Annotated in this window: 27 protein-coding genes and 1 pseudogene; 21 read left to right on the top strand and 7 right to left on the bottom strand. The window is 72.1% G+C overall.

Features of this window, described 5'->3' with window-relative positions; translation table 11 throughout:
• The first annotated feature begins 18 nt into the window (after nt 1-18).
• From AB0K25_RS11115 to AB0K25_RS11095, 5 genes are all read left to right on the top strand, one after another.
• A complete protein-coding gene (locus AB0K25_RS11115; RefSeq protein ID WP_363819793.1) occupies nt 19-945 on the top strand; it encodes a hypothetical protein in 927 nt (308 codons plus the stop codon).
• Nucleotides 942-2,138, top strand: a complete 1,197-nt coding sequence (gene fahA / locus AB0K25_RS11110; RefSeq protein WP_363819790.1) for a fumarylacetoacetase — start codon at nt 942-944, stop codon at nt 2,136-2,138. The genes AB0K25_RS11115 and fahA overlap by 4 nt, the downstream gene beginning before the upstream one ends.
• A 201-nt stretch (nt 2,139-2,339) precedes the next feature.
• Complete coding sequence (locus AB0K25_RS11105) at nt 2,340-2,549, top strand: DUF397 domain-containing protein (RefSeq protein ID WP_208567785.1); 210 nt, start codon at nt 2,340-2,342, stop codon at nt 2,547-2,549.
• A gap of 108 nt (nt 2,550-2,657) precedes the next feature.
• A complete protein-coding gene (locus AB0K25_RS11100) occupies nt 2,658-3,140 on the top strand; it encodes an SRPBCC family protein (RefSeq protein WP_363819787.1) in 483 nt (160 codons plus the stop codon).
• 161 nt (nt 3,141-3,301) lie between these two features.
• Nucleotides 3,302-4,549: a PQQ-binding-like beta-propeller repeat protein gene (locus AB0K25_RS11095; RefSeq protein WP_219465035.1), complete on the top strand. Its 1,248-nt coding sequence runs from the start codon at nt 3,302-3,304 to the stop codon at nt 4,547-4,549.
• A 70-nt stretch (nt 4,550-4,619) separates the two neighbouring features.
• Here the strand turns inward: AB0K25_RS11095 and hisC are convergent, their stop codons facing one another.
• From hisC to hppD, 4 genes are read right to left on the bottom strand one after another with little or no spacing between them, the layout of a single operon-like run.
• A complete protein-coding gene (gene hisC / locus AB0K25_RS11090; RefSeq protein ID WP_208567788.1) occupies nt 4,620-5,723 on the bottom strand; it encodes a histidinol-phosphate transaminase in 1,104 nt (367 codons plus the stop codon).
• Nucleotides 5,720-6,799, bottom strand: a complete 1,080-nt coding sequence (locus AB0K25_RS11085; protein ID WP_363819783.1) for an RDD family protein — start codon at nt 6,797-6,799, stop codon at nt 5,720-5,722. The genes hisC and AB0K25_RS11085 overlap by 4 nt, the downstream gene beginning before the upstream one ends.
• 40 nt (nt 6,800-6,839) lie before the next feature.
• The gene (locus AB0K25_RS11080) at nt 6,840-7,577 is read right to left on the bottom strand and encodes an RDD family protein (RefSeq protein ID WP_219465034.1); all 738 of its coding nucleotides are present in this window, start codon (nt 7,575-7,577) and stop codon (nt 6,840-6,842) included.
• Nucleotides 7,578-7,588: 11 nt separating this feature from the next.
• Entirely contained in the window at nt 7,589-8,794 is a 1,206-nt protein-coding gene (hppD, locus tag AB0K25_RS11075) for a 4-hydroxyphenylpyruvate dioxygenase (protein ID WP_219465033.1), read from the bottom strand.
• Between the two features lie 140 nt (nt 8,795-8,934).
• Here hppD and AB0K25_RS11070 point away from each other — a divergent pair, with 140 nt between their 5' ends.
• From AB0K25_RS11070 to AB0K25_RS11025, 10 genes are all read left to right on the top strand, one after another.
• Nucleotides 8,935-9,423, top strand: a complete 489-nt coding sequence (locus AB0K25_RS11070; RefSeq protein WP_219465032.1) for an Lrp/AsnC family transcriptional regulator — start codon at nt 8,935-8,937, stop codon at nt 9,421-9,423.
• Between the two features lie 202 nt (nt 9,424-9,625).
• Nucleotides 9,626-11,038: a PQQ-binding-like beta-propeller repeat protein gene (locus AB0K25_RS11065; protein WP_219470422.1), complete on the top strand. Its 1,413-nt coding sequence runs from the start codon at nt 9,626-9,628 to the stop codon at nt 11,036-11,038.
• Nucleotides 11,039-11,105: 67 nt separating this feature from the next.
• Complete coding sequence (locus AB0K25_RS11060; RefSeq protein WP_357021260.1) at nt 11,106-12,773, top strand: fumarate hydratase; 1,668 nt, start codon at nt 11,106-11,108, stop codon at nt 12,771-12,773.
• Nucleotides 12,774-12,811: 38 nt separating this feature from the next.
• Nucleotides 12,812-13,375, top strand: a complete 564-nt coding sequence (locus AB0K25_RS11055) for a GNAT family N-acetyltransferase (protein WP_219465031.1) — start codon at nt 12,812-12,814, stop codon at nt 13,373-13,375.
• 117 nt (nt 13,376-13,492) lie between these two features.
• A complete protein-coding gene (locus AB0K25_RS11050; protein WP_157746987.1) occupies nt 13,493-13,762 on the top strand; it encodes a DUF1778 domain-containing protein in 270 nt (89 codons plus the stop codon).
• Nucleotide 13,763: 1 nt separating this feature from the next.
• Nucleotides 13,764-14,477, top strand: a complete 714-nt coding sequence (locus tag AB0K25_RS11045) for a hypothetical protein (RefSeq protein ID WP_363819778.1) — start codon at nt 13,764-13,766, stop codon at nt 14,475-14,477.
• 608 nt (nt 14,478-15,085) lie between these two features.
• A complete protein-coding gene (locus AB0K25_RS11040; protein ID WP_219465028.1) occupies nt 15,086-15,328 on the top strand; it encodes a hypothetical protein in 243 nt (80 codons plus the stop codon).
• Between the two features lie 283 nt (nt 15,329-15,611).
• Nucleotides 15,612-15,911 (top strand): type II toxin-antitoxin system Phd/YefM family antitoxin, encoded by a 300-nt coding sequence (locus tag AB0K25_RS11035; RefSeq protein WP_357536431.1) that lies wholly within the window; start codon nt 15,612-15,614, stop codon nt 15,909-15,911.
• Nucleotides 15,908-16,150: a type II toxin-antitoxin system RelE/ParE family toxin gene (locus AB0K25_RS11030; RefSeq protein WP_219465025.1), complete on the top strand. Its 243-nt coding sequence runs from the start codon at nt 15,908-15,910 to the stop codon at nt 16,148-16,150. Before AB0K25_RS11035 ends, AB0K25_RS11030 begins: the two co-directional genes overlap by 4 nt.
• Nucleotides 16,151-16,303: 153 nt before the next feature.
• The gene (locus AB0K25_RS11025) at nt 16,304-17,713 is read left to right on the top strand and encodes a class II fumarate hydratase (RefSeq protein WP_363819774.1); all 1,410 of its coding nucleotides are present in this window, start codon (nt 16,304-16,306) and stop codon (nt 17,711-17,713) included.
• A gap of 106 nt (nt 17,714-17,819) precedes the next feature.
• Here the strand turns inward: AB0K25_RS11025 and AB0K25_RS11020 are convergent, their stop codons facing one another.
• Nucleotides 17,820-18,167, bottom strand: coding sequence for a hypothetical protein (locus AB0K25_RS11020; protein ID WP_363819771.1), 348 nt, complete (start codon nt 18,165-18,167; stop codon nt 17,820-17,822).
• A 599-nt stretch (nt 18,168-18,766) separates the two neighbouring features.
• Here AB0K25_RS11020 and AB0K25_RS11015 point away from each other — a divergent pair.
• The 3 genes and pseudogenes from AB0K25_RS11015 to AB0K25_RS11005 all read left to right on the top strand — a co-directional run bounded on the left by AB0K25_RS11015 (nt 18,767) and on the right by AB0K25_RS11005 (nt 20,090).
• A pseudogene (locus tag AB0K25_RS11015) lies at nt 18,767-19,212 on the top strand (helix-turn-helix transcriptional regulator).
• The gene (locus AB0K25_RS11010) at nt 19,203-19,415 is read left to right on the top strand and encodes a DUF397 domain-containing protein (RefSeq protein ID WP_308290928.1); all 213 of its coding nucleotides are present in this window, start codon (nt 19,203-19,205) and stop codon (nt 19,413-19,415) included. Before AB0K25_RS11015 ends, AB0K25_RS11010 begins: the two are co-directional and overlap by 10 nt.
• Before the next feature lie 93 nt (nt 19,416-19,508).
• A complete protein-coding gene (locus AB0K25_RS11005) occupies nt 19,509-20,090 on the top strand; it encodes a GNAT family N-acetyltransferase (protein ID WP_363819768.1) in 582 nt (193 codons plus the stop codon).
• Here the strand turns inward: AB0K25_RS11005 and AB0K25_RS11000 are convergent.
• A complete protein-coding gene (locus tag AB0K25_RS11000; protein ID WP_208567801.1) occupies nt 20,047-20,595 on the bottom strand; it encodes a CGNR zinc finger domain-containing protein in 549 nt (182 codons plus the stop codon). The genes AB0K25_RS11005 and AB0K25_RS11000 overlap by 44 nt on opposite strands.
• Nucleotides 20,596-20,672: 77 nt before the next feature.
• Between AB0K25_RS11000 and AB0K25_RS10995 the strand changes: the two genes are divergently transcribed.
• From AB0K25_RS10995 to AB0K25_RS10985, 3 genes are all read left to right on the top strand, one after another.
• On the top strand, nt 20,673-21,635 hold the full coding sequence (locus AB0K25_RS10995; protein WP_219465019.1) for an EamA family transporter: 963 nt from the start codon (nt 20,673-20,675) through the stop codon (nt 21,633-21,635).
• Nucleotides 21,636-21,822: 187 nt separating this feature from the next.
• Complete coding sequence (locus AB0K25_RS10990) at nt 21,823-22,512, top strand: HAD family hydrolase (protein ID WP_363819764.1); 690 nt, start codon at nt 21,823-21,825, stop codon at nt 22,510-22,512.
• A gap of 89 nt (nt 22,513-22,601) precedes the next feature.
• Nucleotides 22,602-24,293 carry a S8 family serine peptidase gene (locus tag AB0K25_RS10985; RefSeq protein WP_363819761.1) on the top strand — a complete coding sequence of 564 codons (1,692 nt, stop codon included), beginning with the start codon at nt 22,602-22,604 and terminating at the stop codon, nt 24,291-24,293.
• A 197-nt stretch (nt 24,294-24,490) separates the two neighbouring features.
• Here AB0K25_RS10985 and AB0K25_RS10980 read toward each other — a convergent pair whose 3' ends face one another.
• Nucleotides 24,491-25,690 (bottom strand): hypothetical protein, encoded by a 1,200-nt coding sequence (locus tag AB0K25_RS10980; protein ID WP_363819758.1) that lies wholly within the window; start codon nt 25,688-25,690, stop codon nt 24,491-24,493.
• Nucleotides 25,691-25,850: the final 160 nt, after the last annotated feature.

Below are 25,850 nucleotides of genomic sequence, written 5' to 3'. Positions count from 1 at the left end.
CCCGTAGATTCTTGTCTCGTGTCAACGCAGGTCCCCCGCCTCCTCGCCGGACTCGTCGACGACGCCGCCGTCTTCCCGCCCGGCAGCGCGTCGCTGCCCGACGCGGTCACCGCACACCACCAGCACCGCGCCTCCTGGTACGCCGACCTGGTCGGCCCGCTGCTGGTGCCCGCCTCCGCCGCCGACACGCTGACCGACCTGACCAGCCAGACCGGCCAGACCGATCAGACCGATCAGGCCGACCAGGCTGCGGGCTTCGAGGTCGGGCTGATCGGTGACACCGGCATCGCCAGGCTGCCCGCCGCGCTGACCCGCCTCGCCGCCGGTGGCCTCGTGGTCCGGCAGGTCGAGGTGGCGGTCGCCCGACGTGGCGAGGACCCGCAGCCCGGCCTGACCGAGCTGCTCCGGATCGCCGGGGACCACCCCGACCGGGAGCCGGCCCGCTCCGAGGGGCCGGCCGTCGCCTGGTACGCCGAGCTACCGCTGACCTTCGGCCTCAGCGCCGCGCTGGACACCCTCGCCGAGGCCCGCGCGGCCGACGTGCCGATCGCCGCGAAGTTCCGCACCGGCGGGTTGGCCGCCGAACTCTTCCCCACCCCCGTCGAACTGGCCGCGGTGATCTGCGCCTGCCGGGACCGGGACCTGCCGTTCAAGCTGACCGCCGGGCTGCACCACGCGGTACGCCACCTCGACCCGGAGACCGGCTTCACCCACCACGGCTTCGGTAACGTGCTGGCCGCCACCCTCGCCGCCGCTGCCGACGCCGAGGTGGACGTCGTCGCCGCGCTGCTCGCCGACACCGACGCGGTGCGGCTGGTCGAGCCGGCCCGCGCGGCCCGTGACGCCGACCGCCCGCTGTGGGTCGGGTTCGGCTCGTGCAGCGTCCGGGAACCACTGACCGATCTGATCCGGCTGGGGCTGGTGAACGGGGGATTCGACCGATGAGCTGGGTGACGGGCGCGGACGGCTCGCCGTACGGCGTGACCAACCTGCCGTACGGGGTGTTCCGGCACGACGGGCAGCCGCCCAGGATCGGCGTACGCGTCGCCGACGTGGTGTTCGACCTGGCGGCGGCGGAGGACGCCGGGCTGGTCCTCGCCGCCGGGGCGTTGCGCCGGCCCACCCTCAACGCCTTCATGGCGCTCGGCCGCCCGCAGTGGACCTCGGTCCGGCAGCGCCTCGTCGAACTGCTCACCGACCCGGCGCACCGGCCGGCCGTCGAGCCGCTGCTGGTGCCGCTGGACGCCGTCGAGCTGCTGTTGCCGTTCGAGGTGGCCGACTACGTCGACTTCTACTCCTCGGAGCACCACGCCGGCAACGTCGGGCAGATCTTCCGCCCCGGCCAGCCGCCGCTGCTGCCGAACTGGAAACACCTGCCGATCGGCTACCACGGCCGGGCCGGCACGGTGGTGGTCTCCGGCACCCCGGTCGTCCGCCCGTCGGGGCAGCGCGCCACCGGCGAGGGCCCCACCGTCGGCCCGTCGGTACGCCTCGACATCGAGGCCGAGGTGGGCTTCGTGGTCGGCGTACCGAGCGCGCTCGGCGACCGGGTGCCCACCGGTGACTTCGCCGACCACGTCTTCGGGGTGGTGCTGGTCAACGACTGGTCGGCCCGGGACATCCAGGCGTGGGAGTACCAGCCGCTCGGACCGTTCCTCGGCAAGTCCTTCGCCACCTCCGTCTCCGCCTGGGTGACCCCGCTGGACGCCCTGGCCGACTCGTTCGTGCCCGCCCCGCAGCAGGACCCGCCGGTGCAGGACTACCTGCGGCAGACCCCACACCTGGGCCTCGACCTGCGACTCGCGGTCGAGTGGAACGGCGAGCGGGTCACCGAGCCACCGTTCGCCGGGATGTACTGGACGCCCGCCCAGCAGTTGGCCCACCTGACCGTCAACGGCGCGTCCCTGCGGACCGGCGACCTGTACGCCTCGGGCACCGTCTCCGGCCCCCAGCGCGGGCAGGTCGGCTCGTTCCTGGAACTGACCTGGGGTGGGGCCGAACCGGTCAGCGTCGGCGGGGAGACCCGCACCTTCCTCGCCGACGGCGACACCGTCACCCTGCGGGCCACCGCCCCCGGGCCGGACGGCACCACCATCGCCCTCGGCGAGGTCACCGGGCAGATCCTGCCCGCCCGCTGAGCCCCGGTCCGGGTCGGGACCGCCGGGCACCGACCGGCCGCCCGGCACCGGGTCGCGCCGGTCGCACCGGCTGTCCGATCTTCGGCGTCTCCTGCCGCGTTTGTTCCACCGGATTCCGTCGGCACACCCCGCGCCGCCCGCCCCCGTCGGCGGCGCGGGGTGCGTCGGCGTGAAACGTCCCAGCGGACAGGAGGTAGGAGCATGAACGATCTCGTCGGCGCAGTGTGGCGCACCAGCAGCCGCTCGAACGACCAGGGGCTCTGCGTGGAGGTGGCGGACAATCTCGTCCGTACCCGAGCAGTGGTCGGGGTACGCGACTCCAAGGACCCGTCGGGCCCGGCCCTGGTCATCGGCCCCCCGGGCTGGACGGCGTTCGTCGACGCCGTCCGGGCAGGGCTGTTGCGGCCCTGATCAACCCCGTCACCGGTGCCTCGACAGGGGCACCGGTGACGGAAATTTCATCGTCCGGCCCCCCGCTGGCCGCTCACCCGCCGTACGGTGGACGACACGGGAGGTGTCATGTCGACGGTTGCGGTCACCGATTTCATCGAGGCGCCGGCCGTCGACGTGTGGGCGCTCCTGACCGACCTGCCGGTCCGCGTCGACTGGCTCTGCACGGTCAGCGCCGTCGAGCCGCTCACCCCGGGCCCGTTCGGCCCGGGGACCGCGTGGCGGGAGACCCGCACCCGGCCGGACGGCGGCGACCAGGCGGAGGAGTTCCTCGTGCTGGCCGCCGAGCCACCGCACCGGCTGGTGCTCAGCTCCCCCGGCATCGGGGTGGACTACCGGATCACCTGGACCCTGCGCGCCGTCCAGCGCCGTCGCCGCGCATGCACCGCCGTCACCGTCGAGCACCGGGCGGTGCCGACCGCCCCGTACGGTCGGATGATGGCGCTGCTCTTCGGCGGTCTGGCGGCCCGCACCGTGGAGGGCGCGATCCGGCGTGACCTGACCGCACTGGCCACCACCGTGCACAGCACCGGCCGGGCCACCGCCGCCTGACCCCGTTCCCGCCCGCCCCGCGTGGCGCGTCCCGCGCCGTCCGCAGGCCGGGGGCGGTGGCGCCGCACCGGAACCGGTCGGCGGAATCCTTCGCACGACGCGACGCGACCTGACCGGTCCCGAGGGGGGACGCCTGGGTAGGGTGCCGGGCGGAGGTGGGCATGGGATTCCCGAAGGGACGGCGGCGACTCGTGGTCGCGGCCACCACGCTGCTCACCCTCGCGGCGGTCGCCGGCATCGGCTACCGGGTGCTCGCCCCCGCCGAGGTCGTCACGCCCGCCCGGGGCGCACCGCCGCCCGCCGGCACCCCCGCGATCGGGGTGGTGGGTCGGCTGCCGGCCGCACCGTTGGTGGTGGCGGGACGGCTGCGGGTCTACGCCGCCGAGCGTCAGCTCTACGCCGACCAGCCGGCCGACGGCCGCAACCGGGTCACCCCGTTCTGGTCGTACCGCCGCTGGCCGGCCACCCTCGACGGGATGCTGGCGGCCGGCACGACGGTGCTCAGCCACTGGTCGGACGGGCAGCTGGTGGCCCTGGACGCGTTGACCGGCCGGGTCGCCTGGCGGGCCGACGGGCCGACGCCGGCCGACACCCCACCCGCCCGGCGCACCGGGGCGGCCACCGTCTGGGACCCGCGCGGCATCTCCGTCGCCCCCGCCCCGGGCGGCCGGACGGTCCTGGTGGTCTCCGGGGTCGGCGGCCTGCGCGGCTACGACCTCGCCGACGGGCGCGCGCTCTGGCGGGTCGACGGCGACCGGGACTGCCGCACCGACCTGGGCACCACCGCCGCCGGGCAGGTCTTCTCCGTCGACTCCTGCGCCGGCCCGACGACGGTCGAGTTCCGGGACGTGTCCACCGGCACGGTCACCACCCGCTGGCGACCGCCGGACGCCCCCGACCGGTTCACCGTCACCCCGGTCGGCTGCCTCACCCCCCGGTCGCAGTGTCGGGCACTGCGCACCGACGGCGGCTCCGGTGGTCGGGGCTGGCAGGTCGGCCCGGGTGCGCCGATGGCCGCCCCCGCCCTGGACGCCGCCGGCACCACCCTGGTCGGTGAGCTGGCCGTCGGCGACGACGGCGGGGTGCTCAAGGGCTGGGAGGCGCGCAGCGGCAAGGGCCGCTGGCAGCGTGGTGACCTGGGCCCGGTGACCGTCCTCGCCACCGAGGCCGGTCGGCTCTACGTGCTGACCGAACGCCGGGAACTGGTCACCCTCGACCCGGTCACCGGCGCCCAGCGTTCCCGGTTCCCGATGACCCCCGGCCGGGACGGCATCGGCTGGAAACCCGGCCGGGCGTACGCGGCCGGCGGCTACGTCGCGGTGGAGCGGCTGCGGGAGCGCGCCGACCCGGACGACGACGACCAGGCGTACTTCCTGACGGCCGAGCCGGTGGTGCTCGCCGCGACCTGACCCCGGCCCCGGCGGGCCCTGACCTGACTGCGGGCCCGGCGGGACCGCCCCGCCCCGCGCCCCGGCGAACTCAGGACAGGGCGGCCTCCGCGGCGGCCAGGAAGGCGTCGTTCTCGGCCGGGGTGCCGATGGTGACCCGCACCCCGTCCCCGGCGAACGGCCGGACGATCACGCCACGGGCCTCGCATGCCCGGCCGAACGCCACGGCCCGCTCACCCAGCGGCAACCAGACGAAGTTGGCCTGGCTGGACGGCACGTCGGGGACGAACTTGCGCAGCGCCTCGGTGACCCGGTCCCGCTCGGTGACGACCAGCGCGCAGCGTCGTTCGACCTCGTCGGCCTGGGCCAGCGCGGCCAGTGCGCCCGCCTGGGCGGCGGTGCTGGTGGAGAACGGGGTGACCACCTTGCGCACGGCGGCGGCCACCTCGGGGGCGCCGACCAGCCACCCGATCCGCAGCCCGGCCAGCCCCCACGCCTTGGACAGGGTGCGCAGCACCACCACGTTGGGCCGGTCCAGGTAGGTGAGGCCGTCCGGCACCGCCGGATCGGTGACGAACTCCCGGTAGGCCTCGTCGATGACGACCAGCACGTCGTCGCCCACGGCGTCGAGGAACCGGTCCAGCTCCGGCTTGCGCACCGCCGTCCCGGTGGGGTTGTTCGGGTTGCAGACCAGCACCATCCGGGTCCGGTCGGTCACCGCCGCGGCCATCGCCGCCAGGTCGTGCCCGTGGCCGGCGTCGTTGGGCACCCGCACGCTGCTCGCGCCGCTGGTCGCCGCGATGATCGGGTACGCCTCGAACGAGCGCCACGAGTAGAGCAGTTCGTCGCCGGGCAGGCAGGTGGCCCGGACCAGGTGCTCGGCCAGCGCCACCGACCCGCAGCCGGTGGCGATCCGGTCGGGGTCCACGCCGTACCGCTCGGCGAGTGCGGTGCGTAGCGCCACCACGCCCATGTCCGGGTAGCGGTGCGAACCGGTGACCGCCTCGGTGACCGCCTCGACCACTCCGGGCAGCGGCCCGTACGGCACCTCGTTGCTGGCGAGTTTGATCGCCTCGGCCAGCCCCAGCTCGCGGGCCAGGTCGGCGGGGCTGCGCCCGGGGACGTAGGTCGGCAGGGCGTCCAGGTCGGCGCGGGTCAGCCGCAGCGGGGGCTGGTGACGTCCGGTGTCGGTCATGGGGTGTCTCCCGGGGGCTCGGGGTCGGTGCGGTCGGTGGCGGTGTCGTCGGTGGGGGTGTCGGGGTGGTCGGCGCGCGGCACCTGCACCACGACGGTCTGGGCCCGCTTGTCGTGCAGCGCCTGGCGCAGCGGGTGGTCGAACAGCGCGGATACCGCGTCGACGAACTGGAGCAGCAGACCGAAGCCGCAGCAGAACCAGAGCAGGGTGGGCATGCCCATGGTGCTCCACCGCCGGGTGGCCCGACCGAAGCCGAGCGGCTGGTCGGCGTCGACCGGCACGGCCCGGATGCGCAGCAGCCGCTTGCCCAGGGTCTGCCCACCGGAGGCCATCGTCGGCACCTCGTAGGCGAACCAGAGCGCGGTCGCGATGACCAGGATGGCGATCTGGAGGCCGCCGGCCTGCTCACCGATGGCGGGCAGCCCATCCCGGGAGGAGTCGCCGGCCATCGCCCGCCGGACCGCCTCCCGCAGGTAGGGCGCGGTCTCCTCGAAGTACCGCCAGACGAACCAGCCGTTGACCACCGCGTTGAGCCCGAAGACGACCCCGAAGTCGATCAGCCGGGCGAGCAGCCGGGCACCGTAGCCGGCCAGCGGCACACCGTGTGGGCGTGGCTCCGGCGGACGCCCCGGCCAGGTCGGGTACGGCCAGCCGGGCGGCGGCCCGCCGGGCTGCCCGGCCCCGTGACCCTCCGGCTGCCCGGCCCCGTGACCCTCCGGCTGCCCGGCCCCGTGACCCTCCGGCTGCCCGGCCCACGGGTGTCCGGGCTGGCCCGCTCCCGGTTGCCCGGTCCAGGGTTGGCCTGCGGTGGGTTGCCCGGTCCAGGGCGGGCCGGGGGTGCCCGGTGAGGTGCCGGGAGCGGCCGGGGCCGACGGGTGCCGGCCGGCCGTCGGCGGGGCGTCGGCGGGGGAGGTCGGGGCGGGCGGCTCGGCCGCGGGCTCCGGCTCGGGCGGTGGCGGGCCGTCCGGCGGGGTGGCGTCGACCGGGATCGGGGCACCGATCCAGCCTTCACCGTCCCACCACCGTCGGGTGGTCGGCTCGGCCGGGTCGACGTACCACCCTGGCTGCACGCTCACGGTTTCGCCCTGCGCTGTCCGGTACGGTCGCTCTGCTCGCTCACCCGGCAACCTTAACGACGATGGTGCCGGCGAACTTGTCGTGGAGGCACTGCTGCCACGGCTTGTCCCAGAGCTGCCACAGCCCGTCGAGGTAGCTGAAGACGGGAATGATCGCCCCGCCGATCTGGGCGGCGGCCCACCGCTTGGCCGCGGCCGTACGGGTCAGCGTGGCGGCCGGGTCGAGCGGCACCACCTGGATCTTCATCACCCGCTTGCCGATGGTCTGCCCGGTCTTGTACATCATCTCGACCTGGTAGACGTAGCTCATGGCGAACGCCACCACGAAGATCACGCCCTGCAACACCAGCATCGGAATCAGGAAGTTGGTGAACGGGTCGGAGGTGGGCGTGCCGTCTGCCGTGGTGGTCAGGTCGGGCAGGACCATCTGGAAGAAGACGATGAAGGCCGGCACGATGAAGACCATGCTGGCCGCGGCGAGCACCGCCCCGTCGATGAGCAGGGCGAGCAGCCGGTCACCGAAGCTGGCCAGCGGCAGCCCACGCGGCGACATCCCGGGGAAACCGGGCGGCGGCATGCCGGGTCCCGGCGGCGGGTACCCGGGCATCCCGGCGTACGGGCCGGGTCGCGGGTAGCCGCCGGGCGGGGCGGCGTAGGGGCCGGGTTGCGGCGGCACGGCGTACCCCTGCGGGTGTGGGCCGGCGGGCGGGGCGAAGCCGCCGGCGGCGGGCCCAGGCCCACCGGCCGGCGGTGTCGGGTAGCTCGGAGGTTGCGTCACGCGAGACAGTGTTACAAATTGCCGCGCGCTTCCTGCTCGCGCTCGATGGCTTCGAACAGCGCCTTGAAGTTGCCCTTGCCGAAACCGAGCGAGCCGTGCCGCTCGATCAGCTCGAAGAAGACCGTCGGGCGGTCCTGCACGGGCTTGGTGAAGATCTGGAGCAGGTAGCCGTCCTCGTCCCGGTCGACCAGGATCTTGCGGGACTTCAGCTGCTCGATCGGCACCCGTACGTTGCCGATCCGGGCCCGCAGCTCCGGGTCGTCGTAGTACGAGTCCGGGGTGTCGAGGAACTCGACGCCGGCCGCCCGCATCGCGTCGACGCTGGCCAGGATGTCGTTGGTGGCGACCGCGATGTGCTGCGCGCCGGGGCCCTGGTAGAACTCCAGGTACTCGTCGATCTGCGACTTCTTGCGGGCCACCGCCGGCTCGTTGAGCGGGAACTTCACCTTCCGGGTGCCGCTGGCGACGACCTTGCTCATCAGCGCCGAGTAGTCGGTGGCGATGTCGTCTCCGATGAACTCCGCCATGTTGGAGAAGCCCATCACCCGCTTGTAGAACTCCACCCACTCGTCCATCCGGCCGAGTTCGACGTTGCCGACCACGTGGTCGACGGCCTGGAAGAAGCGCTTCGGCTGGAGGCCGGCGGCGATCATCGGCTGCCGGTCGACGATCGGGCCCCGGGCCACGAAGCCGGGCAGGAACGGGCCGGTGTAGCGGGACCTGTCGACCAGGCTGTGCCGGGTGTCGCCGTACGCGGCGATGGTGGCGAGCCGGACGGTGCCGTACGCGTCGGTCACGTCGTGCGGCTCGACCAGGCCGGTGGCGCCCTGGGTCAGCGCGTGCGCGTACGCGGCGTCGACGTCCGGCACCTCCAGCGCGATGTCACTGACCCCGTCGGAGTGCTTCGCGACGTGCTCGGCACCGGCCGCGTCGGGGCGGACCGCGCCGGTCAGCACGAACCGGGCCGAGCCGCTGGTCAGCACGTACTCGGCGTGGTCGCGGTAGCCCTGTTCCGGCCCCCGGTAGGCCACGCAGGTCATGCCGAACGCGGTGGAGTAGTAGTGCGCGGCCTGCTTGGCGTTGCCGACCAGGAAGTGCACGTGGTCGAGGCCCTTGACCGGGAACGGGTCACGGGTGATGTCGTGGTCGACTGCGCCGACGAGCGTGTCGACGTCGATGTCCTCGGTCGACTGGGGTCGGTCGATCGCCTGGGTCACGGTGGCCTCCCTCGGTTGCGGCCGGCGTCGTGGGCCGGTGGTCCGTCAGCTCTTGCAGGCAGCATCGCGGTGGGCCCGTCCACTGGGCAACACTCACGTTTTACCCTGGTCAGGTTGCGCAATCGGTAGGGTGTCAAGCCATGAACGCTGCACAGGGTGCACAGCTCGACGCGTTGGACGGCAGGCTGGTCCAGCTCCTCGCCGACGAACCCCGGATCGGGGTGCTGGAATGCTCCCGTCGGCTCGGGGTGGCCCGGGGCACCGTGCAGGCCCGGCTGGACAAGTTGGTCGACCGGGGGGTGATCGGCGGGTTCGGGCCGGAGATCCGCCCGGCGGCGATCGGCTTCGCGGTGACCAGCTTCGTCACGCTGGAGATCAGCCAGCGGCACGGCCACGACACGGTCACCGCGCACCTGGCGGCGATCCCCGAGGTGCTGGAGGCGCACACCATCACCGGGGCGAGCGACCTGCTCTGCCGGATCGTGGCGCGCTCCAACACCGACCTGCAACGGGTCATCGACCAGATCGTCTCGTCCGAGGCGATCCGCCGGGCCTCCACGATCATCGCGCTCGCCGAGCAGATCCCCTACCGCACGCTGCCGTTGCTGCGGTCCGCCGCCGGGTCGTGATCAGGGCAATTGGGCTGATATAGCGGTATTCGAAGGCTCTGTGGACGCTATTTCGGCGATGTTGTGATGCGTCCGGTCTGCCCGCCGGGTGCGTCCCCCGCCAGGGAGAAAGCGGGGCGACACTCCGGCGCGGGGGCTGGGCGGGGAGGTGAACGTCGCTACGGTGTGCGGTGTGAAGGGCCTTGGCGGGGTGCGGGGAGGGCTGCTGCTCGGGCTCGTCGTCGTGATCGCGCTCGCCGTCACCGGAGTGTGGAACCCCTTCCCCGGGGTGTGGGACTGGGTCGACCGCAGCGAGCCGATCTCCGAACCGGACGTGCTGTGGCAGCAGCGGGTCGGCGGCACCCCGAAGAGCGTCACGATCGTCGGTGACACCGTCGTGGTCGAGCAACGTACCCGCACGGAGGTGCGCAGCCTCGCCACCGGCGCCCCGCTGTGGGAGCGCAAGGCGGACTGGTCGGCGGTGGCCGGCGGCGACCGCGACGCCGTCGTCGCCGTGGGCAAGCTCCTGGTCAAGGGGTACGAGCTGCTCGACCCCACCACCGGGGCGGTACGTCGGCGTGACGGCGACGCGGTGGCCGTCTGGACGTACCGGAACATGCTGCTGGACGCCCGGTGCGTGGCCGCCACCGACTGCACGCTGAGCGCCTGGGACCCGCGCGGTAACAGCCCGCTGTGGACGGCCTTCCTGCCCGGGGTCAGCACCGGGCTCTTCGCCGACAACCCGGGCCTGCTCGGCACCCGGCGGTTCACCGCGCTGCGGATCGACGAGGGGGTGGCCGGGCCGGAGGCGGTGCCGCCGCTGCTCGGGTTCCCGGTGGACGGCCGGGTGCACGTGGTGGACACCGCCACCGGCCGGGTCGTGCAGAACGTCGAGCCGGGCCGCGACGAGCGGTTGTCCGTCGTCGGCGGCCGGATGCTCAAGATCACCGCAGTGTCGGTCGACGGCAGCTGCCAGTACGCCGTCTCGGCCCGGGACCCGGCCACCGGGCAGGAGGTGTGGCGGCGCACCGGGCTCAACCTGCGCACCGCCGACAGTGCCGGGTGCGTGCAGCGGGAGGACCCGCAGGGGGCCCGCAGCGTGCTGATCGGGGTGGGCCCCGACGGGCGGGAGACGGTCCTCGACGGCTACGACGGCCGGGTGCTGCTGGTGAACGCCGAGGGGGAGAAGCTGCTCGCCGTCGACGACCGGTACGCCCTGGTGCGCAGCGCCGACAAGGATTCGGTCATCGCCCGGGAGTTGGGCACCGGCAAGGCCCGCTGGACCCGGCCGGCCGGGGCGAAGGCGGGTGCGGCGCTGACCCCGTACGCGGCGGTGCTGACCGGGGACAAGCCGAGTCGGCTGGTCGCCGTGGACCCGCGTACCGGTAAGGAACTGGTGGTGTTGCGGACCAGCGCCAATGCGCTCGCGGTCGGCCGCAACGGCATGGTCGTCGGCGAGGGGCGGGAGATCGGGTACGTCCGGTTCGGCGCGGGTGCCGGTGCGCCGCCACCCGCCGCGCCACCGGCCGGGTCGGACGGTCAAGGCGGGCCCGGCCCGGGGCGTACCGGTGGCGTACCGGACGTCGAGGACAGTTGCGGACCGAAGCGGGAACTCTGCGCCAACGGCGACGGGTGAGAGCGGCGTCCCACGACCCACCCGGCGGGTGTCACCGATCGACCGGTCTGCCCTAGGCTTTTCCGACATGAGCAGTGCCGCCGCGTTCTCGTACGCCCCCTTGCTGCCGACCGGTCCGGATCAGACCGAATACCGCCTGGTCACCGACGAGGGCGTCGACGTCGTCCACGGGCCCGGGGGGCGCCGCTTCCTGACCGTGGAGCCGGCGGCGCTGACCGCGCTGACCGCCGAGGCGATGCACGACATCGCCCACTACCTGCGGCCGGCGCACCTGGCCCAGCTCCGGTCGATCATCGATGATCCGGCGGCCTCCCCGAACGACCGGTTCGTCGCGCTGGACCTGCTGCGCAACGCCAACATCGCCGCCGGTGGCGTGCTGCCGATGTGCCAGGACACCGGCACCGCGATCGTGATGGGCAAGCGGGGCCGGCACGTGCTCACCGACGGCTCCGACGCCGAGGCGATCTCGCGTGGGGTCTACCAGGCGTACACGCGGCTGAACCTGCGGTATTCGCAGCTCGCCCCGCTGACCATGTGGGACGAGCGGAACACCGGCAGCAACCTGCCCGCCCAGGTCGACCTGTACGCCGAGGACCCGGACGGCCACCCCGACGCGTACAAGTTCCTGTTCATGGCCAAGGGCGGCGGTTCGGCCAACAAGTCCTACCTCTACCAGGAGACCAAGGCGCTGCTCAATCCGACGCGGATGATGCAGTTCCTGGAGGAGAAGCTGCGGCTGATCGGCACCTCGGCCTGCCCGCCGTACCACCTGGCGGTCGTCATCGGTGGCACCTCCGCCGAGTACGCCCTCAAGACCGCCAAGTACGCCTCGGCGAAGTACCTCGACACGTTGCCCACCTCCGGCTCGATGAGCGCGCACGGCTTCCGGGACCTGGAGCTGGAGGCCGAGGTGCTGGAGCTGACCCGCAACTTCGGCATCGGCGCGCAGTTCGGCGGCCGGTACTTCTGCCACGACGTGCGGGTGGTCCGGCTGCCCCGGCACGGCGCGTCCTGCCCGGTGGCGATCGCCGTGTCCTGCTCGGCCGACCGGCAGGCGGTCGCCAAGATCACCCCGTCGGGGGTGTGGCTGGAGCGCCTGGAGACCGACCCGGCGCGTTTCCTGCCGGACGTCACCGACGAGACCCTCGACGCCTCCGAGGTGGTGCGCGTCGACCTCAACCGGCCGATGGCCGAGATCCGGGCCGAGCTGTCGAAGTACCCGGTGAAGACCCGGCTGTCGCTGACCGGCCCGCTGGTGGTGGCCCGGGACATCGCCCACGCCAAGATCGCCGAGCGGCTCGACGCCGGTGAGCCGATGCCGCAGTACCTGCGCGACCACGCCGTCTACTACGCCGGCCCGGCCAAGACCCCCGAGGGCTACGCCTCCGGCTCGTTCGGCCCGACCACCGCCGGCCGGATGGACGCCTACGTGGCGAAGTTCCAGGCGGCCGGCGGCTCCCAGGTGATGCTGGCCAAGGGCAACCGCTCCGGCCAGGTGACCCGCTCCTGCCAGCAGCACGGCGGCTTCTACCTCGGTTCGATCGGCGGCCCGGCGGCCCGGCTGGCCCAGGACTGCATCAAGCACGTCGAGGTGCTGGAGTACGCCGAGCTGGGCATGGAGGCGGTCTGGAAGATCGAGGTGGAGGACTTCCCGGCCTTCATCGTGGTCGACGACAAGGGCAACGACTTCTTCGCCGAGGTCACCAAGCCGGTGCTGACCGTGGGCCGCCGCTGACGAGTCAACTCGCCACGCACACGCCTTAACATCGCTTGATGTTCCGACCGACGTACCCGATTCGTACTGCGCGGCTCACCCTGCGTCCGGTCACGCTGGACGATCTCGATGACGTGTGCTCCTGGCAGTGTCGACCGGAGGTCTTCCGCTGGACGCTCAGCGGGCCGCGTACCCGCGAGGAGTCGCGATCGTCGGTGGTCGCCATGGCGGGCGAGGACGCGCTCCGCGCCGAGGGGGACTGCCTGACGTTGGCCGTGGTCACCGACGTCGAGGTCATCGGGACGGTGGAGCTGGTCTGGCGCAGCCAGACCGACCGCACGGCTGAACTCGGGTACGTCTTCCATCCCGACCGGGGAGGTCGCGGGTTGGCTACGGAGGCCGCCACGGCGCTGTTGGACTGGGGGTTCACCGAGTTCGGACTGCACCGGATCTATGCCCGGTGTCACGGGCGCAATGCTGCGTCCGCCCGTCTGATGGCCCGGCTCGGCATGCGTCAGGAGGCGCACCACGTCGAAAGCTATCTGTTCCGAGGCGAGTGGGCCGACCAGCTCGTCTACGCCATCCTGGCGCGCGAGTGGAGCCTACGTGCGCTACGGGGCTGATGGGACTGCTGACGACTTCTTCGCCGTGATGTGCGAGGTTGCCGCACCTGGTGTGCGATGCCGTACATTCGCCGTACAGTAGGTTCGGGAGCGGCACACGACCGGATGGAGTCTCAGATGAGCGCCAAGACTGAGCGCATCGAGGTGAGAGCGGACGAGGCCAGTAAGTCGCGAATCGCCGAGGCGGCCGAGATGCTCGGCGAACCAGTGTCGGCCTTCATGGTGCGTTCTGCCCGTGCGGAGGCGGACAAAGTACTCGCAAGGGCGGAACGGACCATTATGCCCGCAGAGCAGTTTGACCTGCTCATCGCGGCACTCGACGAACCTGACGAGGCGCCGGTGCTTACCGAGATCGCCAACCGCCCCCGGCGTTTCCGGCGGGTGTGAGTTGTTTCTTTCCGGCCGGCTTAAAGACCAACACCAGCTCGCCTGCTTCGACTGTGGCGAGCCGTCGCTGAACATCTGGCTTGCCGAGCAGGCCCGCCGTGCTCAGCGCGCCGGGACGTCCCGCACCTATGTCTGGACCCCGGAGGGCAGCGACGACGCGGTGGCCTACTACTCGATTGCGCCGACGCAGGTCGAACGGGCCGGCTTGACCGGTGGGCAGGCGGGCGGTTTCAGCGTCGTTCCCGCCTACCTGCTGACCCGGTTCGCCCTTGATCGCTCCATTCAGGGACAGGGCCTCAGCGATGATCTTCTGCTGGACGCCGTAGAGGTCATCATCAGGGCGACGAGTGTAGCCGGCGGTCGTCTGATCGTTGTCGACGCGATCAACAGCCGGGTGGCGGCCTACTATCAGCAGCGGGGCTTTCAACCGATCAAGGGCGACGCCCTGCGGCTGGTCATGAAGGTCGAGACAGCCAAGCGGGCACTGAGCACGGGCAAGATGACGGTGAGCGCCGGTGGCGGTCTGGGTGTGGCAGGAATCGTCCTGTCCACCCCGCGCGGTGAGGCGGCGTCGGTCGTCGCTTCGCCAGACGAACTACGGGCGATCGCCAGCGAGCTGGAGAATCGCGCCGACCTCACGGAACCCTTCACCATGGATTCCCTGCGACAGGCCATCAAGGTGGCGCTCGGTAGGGATCCCTTCAGCGAGGTCTGAGAACTGGTTCCTCGTATGCTGCCAGGCAGGGACCCGGCAGTCGTGATTGAGTGCCCATGTGGCGGGGGGCGAGCCTCACCGGTTCTCGTTTCGGTGCAGTTGCTACAGCAGTCGCGAGTCGGGTCGATGCCCCGGGTCTTGCGTAGCGCGAAACCCGGCCCACCCACCGTCCGGAAGGCTGCCGGGCTCACTTCCTACAGGTGGTGCCGCAGGCTCTTCTGCGCTAGCCGACTCGCGGACGCATGCCCGGTAGTAGAGGCGCCGGGCATGCGGGTCAGCCCTGGCGGTAGCGCGTCCGGACTGCGTAGAGCGCGGTCGCGCCCTCCCCTCGGTCCTGCCCGGCAATTCGGAGATCTTTCACGGCGGCCACGACGTGCTGTCCGGTTGCGCCACTGCCGGCGTCTACCCAGACCTGCACGGTTCCGTGTTCGGGTAGCTCACGCGGTCCCACCGCCAGAACTTCGGATCTTGGCATGGAGGCTCCTCCTGCAGCATGCGTCTTCATGCCAAACGGTAGACGATAAAGTTGGCACAACTTCAAGTCATTCTATTGGCCTAGTTGCTGGATGCATAGGTTGGCCTACTCTCCGGCCAGGGACGATGGATGAGTGGCCAACCTGGAGTCAGCGGTACGGAAGCTGCGCGCGGCGCAGGCTGGCGTGCCCCGCGCCGAGGAGCGGGCGGCCAAGCTCATCGCTGAAGCCCGCGCCCAGGTGAAAGCTGCGCGTGTCGAGCTGGCCGAGGCGATCCGGGCCGCTGACCGGGACGGCACACGCCAGGTCGACATCGTGACGGCCACCGGCTACAGCCGGGAGCGAATCCGGCAGATCATCCGCAACGGAGAAGACTGACTGGCATGACCGCCGAGATCGACCCGGTGCTGCCGGTGCCGCGATACCGGCAACTCGCCGTGATCCTGCGCAAGGCGATCGAGGTCGGCCTGCCCGAGTTGTAGTTGACCCTTACCTCGAACAACTCTGATGCCTGCTCTGGCGCACCGTCGGGCCTGTGGTCATGGAAGACCGGTCGATGGCTGGTGGCGTACTCCTGCGTGCACCACCCGGGGTGGAGATCCCCTCGGGGGTATGGAGTTGCTCCCTGCGCAGCGGGGTACCGCGTGGTACGGTTTGGTACATGATGAGGATTACCCTGCGGGAGTTCCGCGATGGCGCGGGCCGAGTGTTGGACGGGGTCGAGCGCACCGGGGAGCCGGTCATCATCACCAAGTACGAGCGGCCCGTCGCCGTGTTGCTCGGAATCGACGAGTGGGAGGAGATCGAGGCGTTCCGAGACCGCAGGGACTCGGCGGTGATCGCTCGTTCTCGTGCCGAGGGGCAGTTCGTGCCGCTGTCGGCGGCTCTGGAGTCGCTCGGAGTTGATCCCCTCGAGGTGGAAGCGCTGTTGGCCGACCGGGCCGGCGGTGCGGCGGCGTGAAGGTTCAGATCGACCGGGATGTGTTGGTTTGGCTGCACAAACAGCCGCGTAACGTGTTCCTGACTGTCCTGAGCGCGATCCTCGGCCTGGTTTCCGACCCGGTGCCGCAGAGTTCGACCGAGATGCGCGATGGGTCCGGGCGTCGGTTGCGTGTCGGGGACTACCGGGTCCTCTACCGCCTGGACGGCGACGAGTTGACCGTCCACGACGTCGGGCATCGCAAGGACGTCTACTCGTAAGCACCCAGCTCCGGCGACCTTGCCCGGCTGCAACAGTCAAGTGGCCAACCTGGGGCGGCGGGTGACACCACTCTTTCCCTGATCGAGCACGATCTTGCCCTACCGCCCGTTTTCTCCCGAGCCCCGCTGCGAGCAGGGGGAGCGCGGGGCAGGATGGGACGGGTGACGACTCCAGAGGCAGCGGGCTACCGGATCGAACGCGACTCGATGGGCGAGGTGGAGGTGCCCGCCGAGGCGCTGTGGCGGGCGCAGACCCAGCGCGCGGTGCAGAACTTCCCGATCTCCGGCCGGGGCATCGAACCGGCCCAGATCAAGGCACTCGCCCAGATCAAGGGGGCCGCCGCCCTGGTCAACAGCGAGCTGGGGGTGATCGGCGCGGACGTCGCCGAGGCGATCGCCACCGCCGCCGCGCACGTGGCCGACGGCGGGTACGACGACCAGTTCCCGATCGACGTGTTCCAGACCGGCTCGGGCACCTCGTCGAACATGAACACCAACGAGGTGATCGCCACCCTCGCCACCCGGGAGCTGGGCCGGGACGTGCACCCGAACGACGACGTGAACGCCTCGCAGTCCAGCAACGACGTCTTCCCGTCGTCGATCCACCTGGCCGCCACCCAGTTCGTGGTGGAGGACCTGCTGCCGTCGCTGCGCCACCTGGCGGAGGCGCTGGAGGCGAAGGCGGCCGAGTTCGAGACGGTGGTCAAGGCGGGGCGTACCCACCTGATGGACGCCACCCCGGTCACCCTGGGGCAGGAGTTCGGCGGGTACGCCGCGCAGGTCCGCTACGGCGTCGAGCGGTTGGAGTCGGCGCTGCCCCGGCTGGCCGAGCTGCCGTTGGGCGGCACCGCCGTGGGCACCGGCATCAACACCCCGCTGGGTTTCGCCGGAAAGGTGATCGAGAAGCTGCGCACCTCGACCGGGCTGCCGTTGACCGAGGCCCGCAACCACTTCGAGGCGCAGGGGGCGCGGGACGCGTTGGTCGAGACGTCCGGCCAGTTGCGTACCGTCGCGGTCGGGCTCTACAAGATCGCCAACGACGTGCGCTGGATGGGTTCCGGCCCCCGGGCGGGCCTGCGGGAGCTGCACATCCCCGACCTCCAGCCCGGCTCGTCGATCATGCCGGGCAAGGTCAACCCGGTGGTCGCCGAGGCGGTGCGGCAGGTCTGCGCCCAGGTGATCGGCAACGACGCGGCGGTCGCGTTCGCCGGCAGCCAGGGCGACTTCGAGCTGAACGTGATGCTCCCGGTGATGGGCCGCAACCTGCTCGAATCGATCAAGTTGCTCTCCGCGTCCAGCCGGATCTTCGCCGACCGCCTGGTGGCCGGCCTGGTCGCGGACGCCGAGGTCTGCCTGGCGTACGCGGAGGGGTCGCCGTCGATCGTCACCCCGCTCAACCGCCACCTCGGGTACGACGAGGCCGCCTCGATCGCCAAGGAGGCGCTGGCGAAGCAGGTCAGCATCCGCGAGGTGGTGCTCTCCCGGGGGCACGTCGACTCCGGCAAACTCACCGAGACCCAGCTCGACGAGGCCCTCGACCTGCTCCGGATGACCCACCCCTGACCCACCCCGGCCCCTGCCCGGCCCGGCCCGGCTTGATCGACTCCTGTGGGCCGATGTAGCGGTGTCAGACGGATTCGACAGCGCTACATCGGCCCCCATGAGTGGATCATGGCTCGGTCGGTGGGCGGGCGCGGGGAACCCAGGCGAGGAAACGGGCGAAGAGGGTCGCCGGGTCGGGGCCGGTGTCGGGATAGAGCCGGTACAGGTCGGCGGCGGCGTCGTGCAGCACGGTGCACAGGTAGATGTTGAGCGCGACCCGGTCGTGGGCGTACTCGGAGACGAGGGTGAGTCGGGCGGCCCCGCAGGGCCACGGCGCGGCGCACACCCGACACAGCCAGAGTGGGCGCAGCGGCAGGTGCGGGCGCGGTATCCCCTGGCGCGGCCCACTCCGGCCGGCCGGGTCAGGTGGTCCGCCGGGACGGGGTGATGAGCCCGGGGTGACCGCCGGGCTCATCGGCGTCCCCGGTTGGCCCGCCACTCCTGGGCCAGCGTGAGCCAACCGACCCGGCCCACTCGCGGAAACGACACCGTGGTGTCCTCCCACCCGGGCGGAGCCGACCCGGCGGTGGGTGGTGCGGCCGACCCGGCGTCAGGGCGGATAGCGGGTGTTCCGCCCGGGTGGGTTCCGGGCCGGGCCGGGTGGTGGCCGGCGGCTCGCCGGTCGCCCGGGTTCCCGCTCGGGCTGAGGATGGGTTCGTCGGCCCGGCCGAGGGGGTGGGGCATCTCGGGTGGGGCTGCGTCGGGGCGTCGGGTGGAGCAGAGCCTGCGGGCAAGCCGGTGTCGCCAGGTGAGCCGGGGCATCGCGTCGCCTCCATGGTGGGTCGGCTGGTCGTCTCCCCCGGCGGTGGGACCGCCGGCCGGGGAGCGGGCTGTCCCACCGCGACACCGCCCGCCCGGAGGGGTGGGCGGTCGATGTCGCACTTCACAGTCTGCTGATGAAACCACTACGGTGTGAAGGGTTGTTGTCGGCTTCCGGTCTTGTCCTGTGTCTGCGACTTTCCTGGTCGGCGTGGTGTCGGAGTCGATCGTCGGGGCGGTGGAGGGCTGCTGGAGATGACGGACGGGCGGATGACGGCGGCGGCTTTCCTCGTCGCGGAGCTACGGCGGGCCCGGACCCGGCGGGGCTGGAGTCAGGACGACCTCGCCAAGGCGGTGAACTACTCGGCGTCGATGGTCAGCGCGATAGAGCTGGGCCAGCAGCCACCCACCGCGAAATACCTCGAACTGGCCGACAGGGCCCTCGACACCTGCGGCATCTTCAGCCGGATGCTCACCGATCTGGTTGCCCTCGACCGGGCCCGGGTGTGGCAACTCGGCTGGCGACCCTGCCCGACGGCATGGAGCTGGGATGTGTCGGCGGGCAGGTCCGTACCCAGGAGTTCAGCGAGCCCGACGTCCTGACCCGGATGCGGGAGGTCTGGGAGTCTACTCTCGGTGAGGCGTTGCCCCCGGCGGAGTCCATCGAGTTGATGCGGCAGGTGGCGGAGTCGTGGAACTGACCGGCGCGGCAGGTCGCGCGGTTCCCGGGCCGACCGGCCCGGTCTGGCGCAAGAGCACCCGGAGTAGTCAGAACCACGACTGTGTCGAGGTGGCGAATCTGGTCGGCATGGTCGGGGTGCGGGACAGCAAGGACCCGGCGGGCCCGGTGCTCACCTTCCCGGCGTACTCCTGGCGGGTCTTCGTGGCGGCGCCGCCGCGCTGACGGGACCGGCTCGCGGTGGACGGTCGCCGCTGGCCCGGTCACCGCCGGGATAACCGGTCGACCGGGCGGCTCGCGGGCGGCATGATGCGGGTCGTGACGGGCCTGGGCGGGGTGTTGCTGACGACGGCACGGCTGCGGCTGCGCCGCTTCACCGAAGACGACGTGCCGCGCCTGGTCGAGCTGGACAGCGACCCGGAGGTGATGCGGTTCCTCACCGGCGGCCGGCCCACCCCCCTCGCCACCGTGCGGGACGAGCAGTTGCCCCGGCTTCTCGCCGGCTACGACCGCTACCCGGGGCAGGGTCGGTGGGCTGCCGAGGATGCTGTCGACGGCACCTTTCTGGGCTGGTTCGCGCTCGACCCGTCCGACGACGGCACCGGGCCGGAGTTGGGTTACCGGCTGCGCCGGGCGGCCTGGGGGCGGGGCCTGGCCACCGAGGGGGCCCGCGCGCTGGTCGGCCACGCCTTCGACACCCCTGGGGTACGCCGGGTGTGGGCGCAGACGATGGCGGTCAACGTGCGGTCCCGGGCGGTGCTGGCGAAGGCCGGCCTGCGGTACGTCCGCACCTTCCACGCCGACTGGCCCGACCCGATCGCCGGAACGGAGCACGGCGAGGTGGAGTACGAGCTGCTCAGGGGCGACTACCAGCCGCCTTCCGGGCCCGGTAGGCGCTGACCGCGACCCGGTTGCCGCAGCCTGCTTCGCAGAATCGGCGGGACCGGTTCTTGGACAGGTCGACCAGCACGTTGGCGCACTCCGGGTGGGCGCAGTGCCGCAGCCGGCCCAGCTCGTCGCCGCGGACCAGGTCGGCGACGGCCATCGCCGCCTCGACGGCCATCCGGGTGGCCAGCGGGGCGTCCCGGGGCACCGCGTGCACGTGGTAGGGCTGGTCGTCGTGCCGGATGAGCTGCGGCAGTGCCCGGGACTCGCGGAGCAGGTCGTTGACCACGGTGACGACGGTGTCCGGGTCGTCGTCCCAGAGCCGGCGCAGTCGGGGGCGTAACGCCCGGACGGCGCGCAGCTCGGCCCCGGTGCGGTCGTGTCGCCCGGTCCACCGGTTCGCGGCGACGAAGCGGTCCAGTGCGGCGATGTCGGGCAACCCTTCGCCGTCCCGGTTGTCGGTGTTGACCAGTGCGGCAGCGGCGGTCAGCCCGCACTCCGTGTCATGAGCGAAAAGCAACTTGACCCCTGTCGTAGTCGGCCGCTAGCGTCACCGGCGTAATCCTACTTTGCTGATGTCACGCCCGAGGAGCCCCGATGCCGCACCGATCCACCGCCGGCACCGGGCTGGCGCTCGCCCTGCTCTCCGCCGTCACGTTCGCCACCTCCGGCACCTTTGCCCGCTCGCTGATCGAGGCCGGCTGGTCGGCCGAGGCCGTCGTGGTCGCCCGGGTCGGCCTGGCCGCCCTGGTGCTGGCCGTCCCCGCCGTGCTCGCGCTGCGCGGCCGGGCCGGCGTGCTGCGCCGCAACCTCGGCCCGGTCACCGTCTTCGGTCTGCTCGGCGTCGCCACCGCCCAGGCATGCTTCTTCAACGCCGTCCGCTACCTGCCGGTGGGGGTGGCCCTGCTGCTGGAATACCTCGGCATCATCCTCGTGGTCGGCTGGTTGTGGCTGGTGCACGGGCAGCGCCCCCGCAGGCTCACCGTGGTCGGCTCGCTGGCCGCCCTGGCCGGGCTCGTCCTGGTGCTCGACCTGACCGGCGCGGGCCGGCTCGACCCGGTCGGCGTGCTCTGGGGTCTCGGCGCGGCTGTCGGGCTGGCCGGCTACTTCGTCCTCGCCGCGCGGGTCGACGCCGACCTGCCCTCGGTCACCATGGCCAGCGGCGGGATGGCCGTCGGCGCAGCCGTGCTGGCCCTGCTCGGCCTGGTCGGGGTGCTGCCGCTGCGGGCCACCTTCGGCGCGGTCGACTTCGCCGGGCAGCGCACCAGCTGGCTCGTCCCGATCGCCGGGCTGTCACTGATCGCCGCCGTGGTGGCCTACCTGACCGGGATCGCCGCGACCCGCATCCTCGGGGCCCGGCTGTCGTCGTTCGTCGGGCTGACCGAGGTGATGTTCGCGGTGCTCATCGCCTGGCTGGTGCTGGGTGAGCTGCCGGTGCCGGTGCAGCTCGCCGGGGGTGCGCTGATCGTCGCCGGGGTGGCGCTGGTCCGCCTCGACGAGCTGCGCGAGGGCCGCATCGAACGGGCGGCGGAGCGGACGGACGAGCCGGCCCTGACCTGAGCCGGACGAGCGGGCCCTGATCCGGGTGGGCGAGCCGGCACTGACCTGGGCCGGGCGGTCACGCGGCGATGACCTGGGCCGGGGCGGTCACGCGGCGCTGAACTGAGTCGGGTGGATCGGCGCTGCCGTGACCGGGTGGCGACCTGCTCGGCGTGGCCGGGTACGACGACGTGAGAGGGTGTCGGGCATGCTCAGCGTGGTGGTGTTCGACGCCGACGAGACCCTGATCGACCTGCGGCCGGCGGTCACCGGCGCCCTGGTGGCCGTACTGGAGGAGATGCGTCGCCGGACCCCGGTGGCGGCCGGGGTGACCCTCGCCGAGGTGGAGTCCGACTGGCAGGCGGTCTTCGGGTCGATGACCGCCGCACCGGTGATGGAGATCCGCCGGGCCGCGCTGGCCCGGTCCCTCGACCGGGCCGGGCTGGTCGGCCAGCTCGACGAGTTCGCCGAACTCTTCTTCACCAGGCGCTACGCGCTCAGCCACCCGTACCCCGACACCCTGCCGGCGCTGGCCGCCCTGCGCGCCGACTTCACCCTCGGGTACGCCACCAACGGCAACAGCCGGGCCGAACGCTGCGGCCTGCCCGGGGAGTTCGCCTTCGAGTTGTACGCCCACGAGGGCGGCCTGCCCAAGAAGCCCGACCCGGCGTTCTACGCCGCGGTCGTCGCCGCCGCCGGGGTGCCGGCGGAACGGATCGCGTACGTCGGCGACTCGATCTCCCACGACGTGCTCGGCCCCCAGCAGGCCGGAATGCGCGGCATCTGGCTCAACCGGCTCGGACTTCCTCTCCCCGAAGGGGTACGCCCCGACGCCGAGGTAGGCACGCTCACCGGGTTGCCGGCGGCGCTGCGCAGCCTGCAACCGACGAATGCCTGATGCGAGGCCAAATCCGACTTGTATCTGGCGGAATCGTCGCCGGTGCTATGGGATGGCTGCCACGTCCCTCAACGAGAGGATCTGATGTGGTGAGCAAGCGCTTCACCGCCGGAGCCGTCGCGACCGCGGCGGCCCTGGCACTTACGGTGACCGGCCTGACCGTCCCGGCGAACGCCGGGCCGACCACCAGCCGTACGTTCACCGTGGTGGCCGAGGACGGCGTCTCGGCGGATGCGGCCATCGCCGCGATCCGCGCCGCCGGTGGCACCGTCGTGTCCCGTACGGACGACGTCGGTCTGTTCCAGGTCACCAGCGACCGGGCCGACTTCGCCGGCCGGGTCACCGCCGCTTCCGCGCTGGTCGGCGCGGCCGAGCAGCGGGCCATCGGCCGTAAGCCCAAGCTGGACCGGGTCGCGCAGGAGAACCTGCTGACCCAGACCAAGCAGGCGGTCAAGGCCAAGGGCAACGCCAACGGCAAGAAGCTCGACCCGCTCGACGACAAGCTCTGGGGCCTCGGCATGATCAGGGCCGACAAGGCCCGCAAGGTCATGCCGGGCGACAAGCGGGTCACCGTCGGCATCCTGGACACCGGCGTCGACGCCAGCCAGCCCGACCTCGCGCCCAACTTCAACTGGGCGCTGTCGCGCAACTTCGCCCCGGACATCGCCGACGTCGACGGCCCGTGCGAGGTGGCGAGCTGCCTCGACCCGGTCGGCACCGACGACGGCGGGCACGGCACCCACGTCGCCGGCACCATCGGTGCGGCGGCCAACGGCTTCGGCCTGTCCGGTGTCGCCCCGAACGTCTCGCTGGTGGAGCTCAAGGGCGGCCAGGACTCGGGATACTTCTTCCTCAACCCGGTCGTCAACGCCCTGGTGCACGCCGGCAAGTCCGGCCTCGACGTGGTCAACATGTCGTTCTACGTCGACCCGTGGCTCTACAACTGCACCGCCAACCCGGCCGACTCGCCCGAGTCGCAGGCCGAGCAGCGGGCCGTCATCAAGGCGATGAAGCGGGCCCTGAACTTCGCCCACAACAAGGGCGTCACCCTGGTCGGCTCGCTCGGCAACAACCACGAGGACCTCGGCGCACCCCGTACCGACGTGTCCAGCCCGGACTACGGCGCCGACCCGTACCCGCGCCCGATCGACAACGACAGCTGCTGGGACTTCCCGGTGGAGGGTCCGCACGTGATCGGCGTGTCCGCCGTCGGACCGTCCGGCAAGAAGTCCGACTACTCCAACTACGGCACCGAGCAGATCTCGGTCGCCGCGCCGGGTGGCTGGTTCCGCGACGGCTTCGGCACCGACACCTACCGCACCGACGCCAACATGATCCTCTCCACGTACCCGAAGAAGGTGCTCCAGGAGGAGGGTTCGGTCGACGAGAACGGCAACGTCGTGCCGGGCTTCGAGAACTCGGTGTTCAAGCAGTGCACCACCGCCGGTGAGTGTGGCTACTACACCTACCTGCAGGGCACCTCGATGGCGTCGCCGCACGTCAGCGGGGTCGCCGCGCTGATCGTCAGCAAGTGGGGCAAGAAGGAGGGGAAGGACGGCTACGGCCTGGCGCCGGCCAAGGTGGAGCAGCACCTCTACCGGACCGCCGCCGAGCACGCCTGCCCGGAGCCGCGCCTGCAGAGCTACGCCAACGAGGGCCGGTCGACCGAGTTCGACGCGTACTGCGCCGGGTCGCTGAACTTCAACGGCTTCTACGGGTACGGCATCGTGGACGCGAACGCCGCGGTGCGCAGCCCGCTCAAGCCGAACGTCGCTCCCTGACGCGCGGCACCCCGGCTGACGCCCGACACCTGGGCTGACGCTCGACGTTCCCAGGAGGGGCCCGGACGACGGAGGTCGTCCGGGCCCCTCCGCGTCCCGCCCTGGCCGGTCGTGGTCCGTCGATGATCGACTCAAGGGGGGCGATATTGCGGTTTCGGGGTGGGCGGGATACCGCAACATCGGCCCAAGGGAGTGGATCATCGGCGCCAACCCCGTTGGGCGAGGACGTCGCGCACCTCGCGGAGCACGGCGGGGAAGTCGTCCCGCAGGCGACGGCTGGTCACATGCAGCACGACCCAGCCGGCAGCGATCAACTGGTTGAGCCGGCGGCGGTCCCGGTGCATCTGGTCCGGGTCGGTGTGCCAGTGGCCGTCGTACTCCACCGCCACCCCGAACTCCGGCCACGCCAGATCGGGATGCAACACCAGACCGGACGGCAGCCGTACGGCATGCTGGGCGACCGGCCGGGGTAGGCCGGCCAGCACGAGCCGGACCCGCAGGTGCGACTCGGGTGGCGACTGTGCGGCCGGGTCGGCCAGGGCGAAGACCCGGCTGGCCCGTCGACCGCCCCGCCGGTCGGCGAACCGCTGCGCGATCTCGGCGAGCGCGGCCGGGCTGGTCAGGCCGCCACCGAGCAGTGCGTCGACGATCCCCACCGCGCGGACCGGCTCCAGCCACGCCGCTGTCTCCCAGGCGGCGAGCGCAGGAGACGACCGGGGCGGGCTGAGCGGCATCGGAGGCGGGCCGAGCGTGGTGGCCGCAGGCAGCCCGGGTGGGACGGCTGCAGAGCGGTCGAGCCTGGTGGTCCGAGGGAGGTCGAGCCTGGTGGTCCGAGGGAGGTCGTGCCTGGCGGTCCGAGGGAGGTCGTGCCTGGCGGTCCCGGGGAGGTCGAGTGGGGTGGCTTCAGGGTGATGGTCGGACGGGGGCGGTCGCCGGGACCCGGCCGGTCCGCCGGGGTCGGCTACCGAGTGCACCCGGATACCACCCGGGGAGCCGAGCCGGACCCCACCGGGGGAGCCGAGCCGGACCCCACCGGGGGAGCCGAGCCGGACCCCACCGGGGGAGGTGACCGTGGTGGCTCCCTGGGAGCCGACCCGCGCCGCCCGGGGCACGAGCACGTGCACCTCGTCACCGAAGCCGGCGGCGTGCTCCACCCCGTGCAGATACGCCGCCGACGGGCCGGCGATGACCGATCCGGCGGGCATCCGAAGGATGGCGGCGCGGCAGATCAGGGCGTGGTCCCGGTCGAGGCGGGCGTCGGCGTACACGTCGTGACCGAGGCGGAGCCAGGCTGCCCCGCGTAGTTGGTGTCGGGTGAGCAGGCCACGCCGGATCGCGTCCGAGCCGCGGAACACCTGCCAGGCGAGGGCCTCCGGCCGATGCGGTTGAGGTGGCATGACACCAGCCTCGGGCCGCCCGGCCGTCCGGCGACACCCCTGTGGACAACCGCGCCCGCCCGCGCCCCCCGCCCCTGTGGACAAGCCCCCTCACACCGTGCCATGTGGTAAGGCGGCGCAACCGATCCGCCGCCCACGATCCAGCCGCCCCCTTCCGTCG

The organism is Micromonospora sp. NPDC049257 (assembly GCF_040678915.1).
GTDB lineage: Bacteria > Actinomycetota > Actinomycetes > Mycobacteriales > Micromonosporaceae > Micromonospora > Micromonospora antibiotica.
This window is presented reverse-complemented; position numbering and strand designations above follow the sequence as displayed.